Here is a 12,340-nt window from a genome sequence, read left to right as displayed (position 1 = left end):
CCGCCATGGTCGACCAAACCGCCGTCGGGCGTGAATTCACGTCCGTGACCGCGCGCGTCGAGCCGGGACGCCTACGCTTCTTCCTCGACACGCTCGGCGAAGCCAATCCGGTCTATCGCGACGAGACGGCCGCGCGAGCTGCCGGCTTTTCGGCGGCACCCGTGCCGCCGACTTACCTGTTCTGCCTGGAAATGATGGACGCGACGGTGCCGTTCGAGTTCCTGACCGCGCTCGACATCGATCTCGGCCGCGTGCTGCACGGCGAGCAGCGCTTCGACTATCGCGCACCCGTCGTGGTTGGCGACGTGCTCACGTTCAAGCCGCGCGTCACCGGCGTGACCGACAAGAAGGGCGGGGCGATGACGCTGATCGTGATCGAGACCGAGGTCACCAACCATGCCGGCGTCCACGTTGCCGATCTTTCACGCACCGTCGTGGTGCGTAATGCGAGGCCGTCATGAGCGCAACATCTCCAGCCGTCGGCGATCGTCTCGTGCACAAGGAGTTTCCGCCGATCACCCGCCATCGCCTCGCGCTGTATTGCGGCGCCTCCGGCGATCACAATCCGATCCACGTCGACATCGACTTTGCCAAGCAGGCCGGTTTCCCCGACGTGTTCACGCACGGCATGCTGGTGATGGGCTATCTCGGCCAGGCGCTGACCGACGCGGTCGCGCCGTCGCGTATCCGGTCGTTCTCGACGCGCTTTGCCGCGATCACCCAGCTTGGCGCCAGGTTGACGTGCGAGGGCATGGTGACCGAGCTGATCGAGCAGGGTGGTGAGATGAGGGCGAAGATTGCGCTGACCACCAAGGATCAGAACGGCGAGGTGAAGCTCGCGGGGGAAGCTGTCATCGCGGTGTAGGTTCGCGCGAAGGCAAAACTTCGACCGCGAAGGGACTGCGCTCCCTCGCCCCGCTCTTGCGGGGAGAGGGCTGGGGTGAGGGGCCGTCCGCATCAACGGTGACAAATGGACTCGCGGAGGCTCCCCCTCACCCGGAACGCATCTGGCGATGCGTTCCGGCCTCTCCCCGCACGCGGGGAGAGGCGAAGGGCGCCACCGGTTCAATTCAATCTGAGGATATCTATTCGCTAGGAGAGTTTGAATGTCGAAACTGCAAGGCAAAGTCGCGCTCGTTTCCGGTTCGGGCCGCGGCATCGGGCGGGCGATCGCGCTCAAGCTCGTGAGCGAGGGCGCGCGCGTCGTGGTCAACGACCTCGATGCCGAGCCGGGCGATGCCGTCGTGGCCGAGATCAAGGCCGCGGGCGGCGACGCGGTCGCGGTCAATGGCAGCGTCACCGAGGCGGGCTTTGCCGACCGCTTCGTCGGCGCCGCCATCGAGAAATTCGGCGGCCTCGACATCATCGTCAACAACGCGGGTTACACTTGGGACTCGACGATCCAGAAGATGACCGACGAGCAATTCCAGGCGATGCTCGACGTCCATCTGGTCGCTCCGTTCCGGATCATGCGCGCGGCGGCCGAGCCGATCCGGTTACTGGCCAAGAAGGAGGCCGAGGCCGGCCGCGAGGTGTTCCGCAAGGTCGTCAACATCTCCTCGATCGCGGGGCTCTACGGCAATGCCGGGCAAGCGAGCTATTCGTCGGCCAAGGCGTCGCTGATCGGGCTGACGCGGACGATGTGCAAGGAGTGGGGCCGCTACAAGGTCAACGTCAATTGCGTCGCCTTCGGCCTGATCAACACCCGCCTGACCCAACCGATCGAGACGCAGCAGAAGACCATCGACGTCGCCGGCCGCGACATCAAGGTCGGCGTGCAGCCGCAGATGCTGGAGGCGATGGGCCGCATGATCCCGCTCGGCCGCGGCGGCACGCCGGAGGAGGCGGCGGACGCGGTCTATCTGTTCTGCAGCCCGGAATCGAACTACATCAGCGGTCAGGTGATCGTCGCCGGCGGCGGTCTTCTGATTTAGAACGGTTTTGAGCGAAAAGAATACCGAGGGCAGTATGCAATACCGATCGTCCTGGATGACCGAGGAGCTGGACACCTTCCGTGACCAGTTCCGCAAATTCCTCGCGAAGGACCTGGCGCCGCACAGCGAGAGATGGCGCGAGCAGAAGCTCGTCGACCGTTCCGCCTGGCGTGCGCTCGGCGAGATGGGCGCATTGCTGCCGAGCGTGCCCGAGGCCTATGGCGGTCTCGGCACCAGCTTCGCCTATGACGCGGCGGTGCTCGACGACCTCGAAAGCACCGTGCCGGAATTGACCACCGGCGTCTCCGTGCACAGCGCGATCGTCGCGCACTACATCCTCAACTACGGCTCGGAGGAGCAGAAGCGGCGCTGGCTGCCGAAAATGGCCTCGGGCGAGATGGTCGGCGCCATCGCGATGACCGAGCCCGGCACCGGCTCCGACCTGCAGAGCATCAAGACGACGGCGAAGAAGCAGGGCAATTCCTACGTCATCAACGGCCAGAAGACCTTCATTACCAACGGCCAGGCCGCCGACCTCGTCATCGTGGTGGCGCGCACCGGCGGCGCGGGCTCGAAGGGCATCTCGCTGATCGTGGTGGAGACCGACGGCGCCGAAGGCTACCGGCGCGGCCGCAACCTCGACAAGATCGGCCTGCACGCCTCCGACACGTCGGAGCTGTTCTTCGACAACGTCACGGTGACGCCGGAAAACCTGCTCGGGGCCGAGGAGGGCAACGGCTTCGTGCAGCTGATGCAGCAATTGCCGCAGGAGCGCCTCGCACTCGCGGTTGGCGCCGTCGCCTCGATGGAGCGCGCGGTGAAGATCACGGCGGAGTACACCAAGGAACGCACCGCGTTCGGCAAGCCGCTGCTCGAATTCCAGAACACCGCCTTCAAGCTCGCCGAGCGCAAGACCGAAGCAATGATCGCCCGCGTCTTCGTCGACTGGTGCATCGAGCGCCTGGTCGTCGGCGACCTCGACACCGTGACGGCGTCGATGGCGAAATGGTGGTGCTCGCAGAAGCAGGTCGAGACCGCCGACGAATGTCTGCAACTGCATGGCGGCTACGGCTACATGCAGGAATATCCGATCTCGCGGATGTTCATCGACGCGCGCATCCAGAAGATCTACGGCGGCACCAACGAGATCATGAAGCTGCTGATCGCGCGCTCGCTGTAAGGCGGGCTTCAGACTCCGTCATTGCGAGCGAAGCGAAGCAATCCATCCCTCCGCATCCTGGGTGGCAATGGATTGCTTCGCTTCGCTCGCAATGACGGCGATAGAGCTGGCTTGACTAGCGGCCCGCCCCGTACAAATCGGCGGCGCCGCGCCGCCCATTCCCCGCCGCATGGCCCGATGCGCCCGCCGCAACCCGCGGCGAGATCGGCCTTGCGCCATATTGCCGACTATCATACCCCCGTGGACCATGATCCGCGCGCAGCGTCCTGCGCGCCAATGCCTGCAGGGAGCTGTCATGACCAAGTCGAACGCCCGCACCGGAGGCCAGATCCTGATCGACCAGCTGGTCGCGCAGGGGGTGGAGCGCGTCACCTGCGTGCCGGGCGAGAGCTATCTGGCGGCGCTGGACGCCCTGCATGACAGCCCGATCGACGTCGTGATCTGCCGCGCTGAGGGCGGGGCTGCGATGATGGCGGAGGCCTATGGCAAGCTCACCGGAAAGCCCGGCATCTGCTTCGTCACCCGCGGTCCCGGCTCGACCAATGCCGCCCATGGCGTGCACATCGCGATGCAGGACTCGACCCCGATGATCCTGTTCGTCGGCCAGGTCGACACCGGCATGCGCGAGCGCGAGGCGTTCCAGGAGCTCGACTACAAGGCGGTGTTCGGCACCATGGCGAAATGGGCGGTCGAGATCGACCGTCCCGACCGCATTCCGGAACTGGTGGCGCGCGCCTTCCGCATCGCGCTGCAGGGCCGCCCCGGTCCGGTCGTGATCTCGCTGCCGGAGAACATGCTCACGGAAACGGCGGCCGTCGCCGACGCGCCGAAGGTCGAGCCCGCTGCGAGCTGGCCGGCGCCGGCGGATCTCGATCGGCTCGGCGCAATGCTGGCGAGCGCCAAGGCGCCGATCGTCGTGCTCGGAGGCTCGGCCTGGACTGCGGACGCCGCAAAGGGCATCGCGCGCTTCGCCGAGCGCTTCGATCTGCCGGTTGCGACCTCGTTCCGCCGCGCCTCGCTGTTCGACGCCGACCACTCGCATTATGCCGGCGATCTCGGCATCGGCCCGAGCCCGCAGCTCAAGGCGCGCATCACCGGCGCCGACGTGATCCTCCTGATCGGCGGCCGTATGTCGGAGATGCCGTCATCGTCCTACACGCTGCTCGATATTCCGGTGCCGAGCCAGAAGCTGATCCACGTGCATCCGGGCTCGGAAGAGCTCGGCCGCGTCTACCAGCCGGCGCTGGCGATTCAGGCGACGCCCGCTTCCTTCGCCGCCGCGGTCGAGACGATGAAGCCGTCGGCGGCGCCGGCCTGGAAGGGCGAGGCCGCCAAGGCGCATGCGGATTATCTCGCCTGGACCGACAAGCCGCGCGAGTTGCCGGGCAAGTTCCAGTATGGCCAGGTCGTCACCTGGCTGCGCGACCGGCTGCCGAAGGACGCCATCGTCTGCAACGGCGCCGGCAATTACGCCGGCTGGATTCATCGCCACCATCGCTTCCACAGCTTCGCCGCCCAGCTCGCGCCGACCTCGGGCTCGATGGGCTACGGCGTGCCGGCGGCCGTGATGGCCAAGCGGCATCATCCGGATCGCGTCGTCGTTGCCTTTGCCGGCGACGGCTGCTTCCTGATGAACGGGCAGGAATTCGCCACAGCCGTCCAGTATGACGCGGCGCTGATCGTCGTCATCATCGACAACGCGCAATACGGCACCATCCGCATGCACCAGGAGCGCGATTATCCCGGCCGCGTCGTCGGCACCCAGCTCAAGAACCCGGATTTTGCGTTGTACGCAAAAGCGTTCGGCGGTCATGGCGAGCGGGTCGAGCGCACCGAGGATTTTGCAGCGGCGTTCGAACGCGCATTGGCTTCCGGCAAGCCTTCGATCCTGCACTGCCTGGTCGATCAGCGCGCGCTGTCGGTCGGCAAGGATTTCGTGCCCGAGGAAGCGATGCGCTGATGGCTCTACCAGCCGGCCGCCACGTTGCGATCATCGGCGCCGGCGCGGTCGGCGTGATCAGCGCCATCGAGGCGCTGCGCGACGGCCATCGCGTCACGCTGATCGATCCCGGCGAGCCCGGCGGTCGGCAGGCCGCGAGCTACGGCAATGCCGGCTGGCTGTCGTCGCATTCGGTGATCCCGCCGGCCGAGCCCGGCACCTGGAAGAAGGTGCCGGGATATCTGATGGACCCGCTCGGGCCGCTGGCGATCCGCTGGTCTTATTTGCCGAAGGCTTTGCCCTGGCTGATCAAGTATCTGCTGGCGAGCTGGACCGAGGCGCAGGTCGAAGCCACGGCGCGGGCGCTCCGCGACCTGCTGAAGGACGCACCGCTGCTGCACAGGCAGCTTGCGGAAGAGGCCGGCGTGCCGGAGCTGATCGAGCGGCGCGGCGTGATGCACGTGTTTCCTTCGCGCGCGCCGTTCGCCAACGATCTCGGCTGGCGCATCCGCAAGCGCGTCGGCATCGAATGGCTCGAGCTTGACGAAGACGAGATGCGGCAGCGCGAGCCGGATCTGCATCCGCGCTACAAGTTCGGCGTCGTGGTCGAGGAGGCCGGCCGCTGCCGCGATCCCGGCGCCTATGTCGCGGCACTCGCCGCCCACGCGGTAGCGAACGGCGCGATGCGCGTATCCGCCAAGGCGACCGGCCTCAGGCTGAGTGGCGACCGGCTGGTCGCCGTCGTCACCGAGACCGGCGAGATTGCCTGCGATGCCGCGGTGGTCGCGGCCGGTGCGCGCTCCAAGCAGCTCACCGCATCAATTGGCGATTCCCTCCCGCTGGAGACGGAGCGCGGCTATCACGTGATGATCGAGAACCCGGAGTCCGGTCCGCGCAATTCGATGATGGCGTCCGACGCAAAGATGGTGGTGAACTGGACCGACAACGGCCTGCGCGCCGCCGGCACCGTGGAGATTGCCGGCCTCGACGCCGAGCCGAACTGGAAGCGCGCCGAGATCCTGCGCGATCATTTGCTCAGCATGTTCCCGAAACTGCCGCGGGATGTTCCGGCCTCGCGTATCAAAACCTGGTTCGGCCATCGTCCGAGCATGCCGGACGGCCGTCCCTGCATCGGCCACAGCCGCGCCACGCGCGACGTGGTCTATGCGTTCGGCCATGGCCATGTCGGCCTGGTCGGTTCGGCTCGTACCGGCCGCCTGGTCGCGCAACTCCTGAGCGGCAGGGAGCCGGAGATTGCGCTCACGCCGTTCGCGCCGTCGCGGTTCCTTTAGTCCGCGTTCAGAGATCGCCGACCCAGGCCGCGATGGCGGCAGGCGCGATGATGCGACGTGGCAGATGCGGGTTGATCGTGCCGGCGGCGATGTCGGGGGTCTGTTCGAGCAGGCTGCTCGCGAACGCCTTAGCCTGTTGCTCGCTCGGGAAGGTGCGGGTCTGCCGCGGGAACCGCTTGTGGGATACGTTGGCGTCATGCAGCGCGAACGAAACGAACCAGATTGCCTTCTCGGCCCTCATGGCACCGCTCTCCGCCGTGAGCCGTCTACGCAGCACGACATTGCCTCACTTTCCGCGCCTGCATCTTCCTTCGCGCTGTCATTGCGACCGCAACGCTAGGCAGCGTTGCATCGCGCAGCAATAACCTATGATAATCGCGCCAAGGGTGAGGATCCGACTTCCTTTGGAACTCGTTCGCCCACCGAAAGCTCCTCGCTGAGAAAATCGGACACACCGGTGGAATACCGGACAGACGAAGCTGTCGGCGACAGCTATCTATCCCCGGCATTTCAGGACCTGACAATTTCAGGAGGGCGCATTGCCGGCATGGTCGCAAGAGGATGAGCAGCGATTGCTGCGGATGGTGCGGGAAACCGCTCTGACGCAGCGCGAGATCGCGCAGAAGCTCGGTCGCACCGAGGCTGCGGTCAGTGCCCGGCTTACGATCATGAGAAGGCGGCTCGCGGAAGCAGATTAGGACTCGCTTCAGGTGCTCGCGGCTGTCCCGTACGACCTCGGTACTCCCAAGGAGCAGGCGGACAAATCACGTCGCAAGAACGCGAAGCTGCATCCCCATTCACCGCCGTCATCGCCCGGCTTGACCGGGCGATCCAGTACGCCGCGGCCTCTCGGCTCAACAATGATTGCCTCTGGAATACTGGATCACCCGGTCAAGCCGGGTGATGACACCGCATTGTTGGCAGGCGATCGCGCAACAGACTCGCTGCCGGGATGACGCGAGAGCCGTGCCGATCTCACTCCGCGATCCGCACCACCATCTTTCCAAGCGCCGCGCGGGTCTGCATGGTCGTGAACGCCGCGCGGAAATCCTCCAGCGAAAACACCTTGCCGACCACTGGCACCAGCCTGCCGTCGTTCAGCCAGGCTGACAATTGCGCCATCACGCGCGTTTGCGCGTCGGGCTCGCGGCGCGCGATCTGGGCAACGTCGACGCCGATCAAGAGGCCGCCCTTGAGCAGCGGCAGGTTGAACGGCAGCGCGGGGATGCTGCCGGCGGCGAAGCCGACCACGACGTGGCGGCCATTCCAGGCGATCGAGCGGAACGCCTGCACCGAGACCTCGCCGCCGACCGGATCGAAGATCACGTCGGGGCCGTGGCCACCGGTCGCCTCCTTCAGCGCGTCGCGCCAGTCGGACTTCGTGTAGTCGACCACGGCGTCGGCGCCGAAGCTCCTTGCGAATTCGCGCTTCTCGTCGGTCGAGGCTGCGGCGATGACGCGGGCGCCGAGCAGCTTGCCGATCTGGATCGCGGCGACGCCGGTGCCGCCGGCCGCGCCGAGCACGAGCAACTGCTCGCCAGCGCGCAGCCGGCCGCGTTCGCCGAGCGCGTAGAGCGCGGTGAGATAGTTCGTGCGGAAGGCGGCGCCTGCCTCCATCGACAGGGCGTCGGGCATCACCTCGACGGCTTCAGGCGGCACAATGATGTATTCGGCAAGCGCGCCGGAGCGCGCCGCGCCCATCACCCGCATGCCCTGTGTGATGCCGGCGACGTTACCCGCAACAGCATCGACCACGCCGGCGAATTCGGCGCCGGGCGTGAACGGCAGCGGGTCCTTGGTCTGGTAGCGGCCCTCGACCTTCAGCCCGTCGACAAAGCCGATGCTCGCGGCCTGCACCCGGACACGGATCTGGCCGGGTGCCGGTTCGGGTACTGCGATCTCCTTCAGCCCGATCTGATCGATGGGCGCATATTGCTCGACGACGACCGCTCTCATCCTGTCCCGCTCACCTTGTTCGTTTCCCCTCGAAGGAGAAGCTATCCCACGTCCGGTGTTCTACGGGGAGGGGTTTTGCGCAGGCTCCGACCGCCGCCACTGCGGAAAGCCAGCATCTTCAACAACATCGCGAAAGGGGACGCGTTTACCCGTTGTTATCCCTACCAAATTCGGTAACGCGTCCTTAATGGCATTAACGTTAGGGTTTTCCAACGCGGCCCGCCTTGGGCCGTGCGCCGTCCAGGACGGGCAGGTGCGTTCGCGTTGGAGTTTTCCATGGATATCATGACAGGCGCCGGGCTGCTGTTCGGCATCATCGTCATCGCGGTGATGATGTTCATGGGCGGCGACCTGCACATGTTCATCTCCGAGCACGCCATGATCATCATCTTCGGCGGCTCGATCGCGGCGACCATGATCCGCTTTCCGCTCGGTGTGATGCTGCACGGCCTGCCGCTCGGCGCCAAGTTCGCCTTCACCATGAGCCGGCTGTCGGCCCGCGACCTCGTCGACGAGCTCGCGCGCATCGCCGAGATCGCCCGCAAGCAGGGCCCGGTCGGCCTCGAGAAGGTCGAGACCGACGAGCCGTTCCTCGCCAAGGGCATCCGCTACGTCGCCGACGGCTACGACCTCGAATTCATCCGCGACAACATGGAACGCGACCGCGACAATTTCCTGATGCATCTCGACGAGGGCAGCAAGATCTACCGCGCGATCGGCGACTGCGCCCCGGCGTTCGGCATGATCGGCACGCTGATCGGCATGGTGCAGATGTTCGCCAACATGACCGATCCCTCCAAGCTCGGCCCGTTCATGGCGACCGCGCTGCTCGCGACGCTGTACGGCGCGCTGGTCGCCAACCTGTTCTGTCTGCCGATCGCCGACAAGCTGCACGGCAAGCTGCTCGACGAGGAGACCAACCGCACACTGATCATCGACGGCATCCTGATGATCCGCGACTCCAAGAGCCCGGCGCTGGTGCGCGAGATGCTGCTAGCTTACCTGCCGGAGAAGCATCGCCAGGAGGAAGGCGAGGTGGTGCCGGCCTGACGGCAAGGGCACCACGCGTTCGGGAAGCGTAGCGATGGCCAAGAAAAAACGCGGCGACGCCCATACCGGAGGTCACGGCTGGTTCGTGACCTTCGCGGATTTGATGGGACTGATGATGAGCTTCTTCGTGATGCTCGTCGCCTTCTCCACCATGGACAACAACAAGCTGAAGATCGTCGCCGGCTCGATGCGCGACGCCTTCGGCGTGCAGACCAATGTGCGCTATTCCGGCATCGTCGAATCCGACGGCCTGCCGACCCGGCCGAAGCTGAAGAATGTCGAGCACATCTCGCCGGAGGAATCCTCCGCCAACCCGACGCCGGACGAGAAGGAGCGCAGCCAGATCAACGGCGCGCGGCTGAAGATTGACCGCGAATTCGCGCTGGCCTCCGCCTCGCTGCGCCAGGCGCTGCAGGACATGCCGGAGCTGACCGAGATCTCCAAGAACATCATGTTCGAGGAGACCAAGGAGGGGCTCAACCTCGAGATCGTCGACCAGGACGGCCGCTCGATGTTCGCCGACGGCTCCCGCGAGCCCTATGACCGCACGCGGCGGCTGATCCAGAAGCTCGCCGCGCCGCTGAAGGCGACGCCGCTGCGGGTCTCGATCGTGGGGCATACTGCCGCAGGCTTCGTGCCGGCGCGCAGCGATTACGACGCCTTCGACCTGTCGGCGGACCGCGCCAACGCGGTCAGGCAGATTCTGGAGCGGGAAGGGCTGCCCGCCTCGCATATTTTCGCGGTTTCCGGCAAGGCCGACGGCCAGCCGCTGTTTCCGGACGATCCGACGCTGCCAGCCAATCGTCGCGTGACCATCACGTTGATGCGGGAAAATCCGCCATTGCCGCCAGACCTGAAGCCCTGAGTCTGAGTTATCATGTTACCGTCAAGCTAGCCGTGTTGCTCAGTTGACACGCGCGGCGGAAGCGTCGATAGCCGCGCGGATCAAATCAACCGATCGGGCGTTCCAACCTCGCCATGGCTGTCAGCGTCTCATCCACCGAAGCTCAGGAAGGGCAACCCACCTCCGGCTTCTGGGCCTTGACCCTCGGCAGCATCGGCGTGGTGTTCGGCGATATCGGAACCTCGCCGCTCTACGCATTCCGTGAGGCGGTCGGCGGCGCCGCCCACGGCCAGCCGGTCACCCGGATCATGGTGCTCGGCGTACTCAGCCTGATCCTGTGGGCCCTGTTCACCGTCGTCACCGCCAAATACGTGCTGCTGCTGCTCCGCGCCGACAACAATGGCGAGGGTGGGACGCTGTCGCTGATGGCGCTCGGCCAGCGCGCCATCGGCCGCCGCAGCTGGCCGCTGCTGGTGCTGGGCGTGATCGGCGCCTCGATGTTCATCGGCGATTCCATGATCACGCCGGCGATCTCGGTGCTGTCGGCGGTCGAAGGCCTTAAGCTCGCCACGCCGCATCTCGAGCACTATGTGGTGCCGCTGACGATCCTCATTCTCGTCCTGCTGTTCTCGGTGCAGAGCAGCGGCACCGCCCGCGTCGCCTCCGCCTTCGGGCCGGTCATGGTGGTATGGTTCGCCTGCCTCGCCGTGATGGGGGTGGTGCACATCGCGGACGATCCGTCGGTGCTGGCGGCGATCAATCCGTATTACGCGATCCAGTTCATGCTGACCCACGGCACCATCGGGCTGGTGACACTGGGCGCGGTGTTCCTCGCGGTGACCGGAGGCGAGGCGCTGTACGCCGATCTCGGCCATTTCGGCCGCAAGCCGATCCAGTCCGGCTGGCTGTTCTTCGTGCTGCCGGCACTGCTGCTGAACTATTTCGGGCAGGGCGCGCTGGTGCTGTCCGATCCGTCCGCGATCGAGAATTCGTTCTACCGCATGGTGCCGGACGTGCTGCTGCTGCCGCTCGTGGTGCTTGCCACCGCCGCGACCGTGATCGCGAGTCAGGCCGTGATCACCGGTGCCTATTCGCTGATCAGCCAGGCGGTGCAGCTCGGGCTCTTGCCGCGCTTCGAGGTCCGCTACACCTCGGAGACCCATGCCGGCCAGATCTACCTGCCGCGTGTCAACCGGATGCTGCTGATCGGCGTGCTGCTGCTGGTGCTGCTGTTCCGCACCTCGAGCGGCCTCGCCTCGGCCTACGGCATCGCGGTCTCCACGACCATGGTTGCCGACGGCATCATGGGCTTCATCGTGATCTGGAAGCTTTGGAACTGGCGCGCGGCGTCCGCGGCGGCGCTGATCCTGCCGTTCGTGATCATCGACATGACCTTCCTCAGCGCCAACCTGCTGAAGCTGCTCGAAGGCGCCTGGGTGCCGCTGCTGTTCGGCGTCGTGATGGCGACGATGATCTGGACCTGGCGGCGCGGTGCCGCGATCCTGGTCGCGAAAACCCGCCGCATCGAGGTGCCGCTGCGCGACCTGATCCAGAGCCTGGAGAAGCGCCCGCCGCACATCGTCAAGGGCACCGCCGTATTCCTGACCAGCGACCCGAGCTTCGTGCCGACCGCGCTGCTGCACAATCTCAAGCACAACAAGGTGCTGCACGAGCATAACGTGATCCTGACCATCGAGACCGCACCGACGCCGCGCGTCGATATCTCCGAGCGGGTCTTCATGGAGAAGATCAGCGACAAGTTCACCGCGGTGCGGCTGCGCTTCGGCTACATGGAATCGCCGAACGTGCCGAAGGCGCTGGCGGTCGCGCGCAAGCTCGGCTGGCAGTTCGACATCATGTCGACCTCGTTCTTCGTGTCGCGTCGCTCGCTGAAGCCCTCGGCGCAATCGGGCATGCCGCTGTGGCAGGACCATCTGTTCATCGCGATGAGCCGATCCGCCAACGACGCCACCGACTATTTCCAGATCCCGACCGGCCGCGTCGTGGAGGTGGGCACCCAAGTAACTATTTGATCGGACAACAGGATTCCGGATCGAAAATCCGTGATCTATGCGTGATAAGCATGGCCGAGGCCTGAATCCGGCCTAACCTATGCATTCCTGCCGGGAGTATAGCGCTGCGACC

General features: G+C 65.7%; 12 protein-coding genes. 10 read left to right on the top strand and 2 right to left on the bottom strand.

What is annotated here, in order from left to right; genetic code table 11:
• The first annotated feature begins 5 nt into the window (after positions 1 to 5).
• The 6 genes from JQ633_RS31035 to JQ633_RS31010 all read left to right on the top strand — a co-directional run bounded on the left by JQ633_RS31035 (position 6) and on the right by JQ633_RS31010 (position 6,345).
• Positions 6 to 461: a MaoC family dehydratase N-terminal domain-containing protein gene (locus JQ633_RS31035; RefSeq protein WP_211989326.1), complete on the top strand. Its 456-nt coding sequence runs from the start codon at positions 6 to 8 to the stop codon at positions 459 to 461.
• Positions 458 to 865 carry a MaoC family dehydratase gene (locus JQ633_RS31030; protein ID WP_211989325.1) on the top strand — a complete coding sequence of 136 codons (408 nt, stop codon included), beginning with the start codon at positions 458 to 460 and terminating at the stop codon, positions 863 to 865. The genes JQ633_RS31035 and JQ633_RS31030 overlap by 4 nt, the downstream gene beginning before the upstream one ends.
• Before the next feature lie 241 nt (positions 866 to 1,106).
• The gene (locus tag JQ633_RS31025) at positions 1,107 to 1,934 is read left to right on the top strand and encodes an SDR family NAD(P)-dependent oxidoreductase (protein ID WP_211989324.1); all 828 of its coding nucleotides are present in this window, start codon (positions 1,107 to 1,109) and stop codon (positions 1,932 to 1,934) included.
• Between the two features lie 34 nt (positions 1,935 to 1,968).
• Positions 1,969 to 3,114, top strand: a complete 1,146-nt coding sequence (locus JQ633_RS31020) for an acyl-CoA dehydrogenase family protein (protein WP_211989322.1) — start codon at positions 1,969 to 1,971, stop codon at positions 3,112 to 3,114.
• A 295-nt stretch (positions 3,115 to 3,409) separates the two neighbouring features.
• The gene (locus JQ633_RS31015) at positions 3,410 to 5,074 is read left to right on the top strand and encodes a thiamine pyrophosphate-binding protein (RefSeq protein ID WP_211989320.1); all 1,665 of its coding nucleotides are present in this window, start codon (positions 3,410 to 3,412) and stop codon (positions 5,072 to 5,074) included.
• On the top strand, positions 5,074 to 6,345 hold the full coding sequence (locus JQ633_RS31010) for an NAD(P)/FAD-dependent oxidoreductase (protein ID WP_211989318.1): 1,272 nt from the start codon (positions 5,074 to 5,076) through the stop codon (positions 6,343 to 6,345). Before JQ633_RS31015 ends, JQ633_RS31010 begins: the two co-directional genes overlap by 1 nt.
• Before the next feature lie 7 nt (positions 6,346 to 6,352).
• Here JQ633_RS31010 and JQ633_RS31005 read toward each other — a convergent pair whose 3' ends face one another.
• Positions 6,353 to 6,586, bottom strand: coding sequence for a hypothetical protein (locus tag JQ633_RS31005; protein WP_211989315.1), 234 nt, complete (start codon positions 6,584 to 6,586; stop codon positions 6,353 to 6,355).
• A gap of 298 nt (positions 6,587 to 6,884) precedes the next feature.
• Between JQ633_RS31005 and JQ633_RS31000 the strand changes: the two genes are divergently transcribed.
• Entirely contained in the window at positions 6,885 to 7,043 is a 159-nt protein-coding gene (locus tag JQ633_RS31000; RefSeq protein ID WP_211989314.1) for a sigma factor-like helix-turn-helix DNA-binding protein, read from the top strand.
• A 277-nt stretch (positions 7,044 to 7,320) separates the two neighbouring features.
• On the opposite strand, the gene JQ633_RS30995 is transcribed toward JQ633_RS31000, so the two are convergent.
• A complete protein-coding gene (locus JQ633_RS30995; protein WP_211989312.1) occupies positions 7,321 to 8,301 on the bottom strand; it encodes an NADPH:quinone oxidoreductase family protein in 981 nt (326 codons plus the stop codon).
• Between the two features lie 276 nt (positions 8,302 to 8,577).
• Here JQ633_RS30995 and JQ633_RS30990 point away from each other — a divergent pair, with 276 nt between their 5' ends.
• From JQ633_RS30990 to JQ633_RS30980, 3 genes are all read left to right on the top strand, one after another.
• Positions 8,578 to 9,351 carry a motility protein A gene (locus JQ633_RS30990; protein WP_211989310.1) on the top strand — a complete coding sequence of 258 codons (774 nt, stop codon included), beginning with the start codon at positions 8,578 to 8,580 and terminating at the stop codon, positions 9,349 to 9,351.
• A 34-nt stretch (positions 9,352 to 9,385) separates the two neighbouring features.
• Positions 9,386 to 10,216, top strand: coding sequence for an OmpA/MotB family protein (locus JQ633_RS30985; protein ID WP_211989309.1), 831 nt, complete (start codon positions 9,386 to 9,388; stop codon positions 10,214 to 10,216).
• Between the two features lie 113 nt (positions 10,217 to 10,329).
• Positions 10,330 to 12,228: a potassium transporter Kup gene (locus tag JQ633_RS30980; RefSeq protein ID WP_211989307.1), complete on the top strand. Its 1,899-nt coding sequence runs from the start codon at positions 10,330 to 10,332 to the stop codon at positions 12,226 to 12,228.
• Positions 12,229 to 12,340 lie beyond the last annotated feature (112 nt).

Source organism: Bradyrhizobium tropiciagri (assembly GCF_018130505.1).
In the GTDB taxonomy this organism is placed as follows: Bacteria; Pseudomonadota; Alphaproteobacteria; order Rhizobiales; family Xanthobacteraceae; genus Bradyrhizobium; species Bradyrhizobium tropiciagri_B.
The sequence above is the reverse complement of the archived record's forward strand: the minus strand, read 5'-3'. Positions and strand labels throughout refer to the sequence as shown.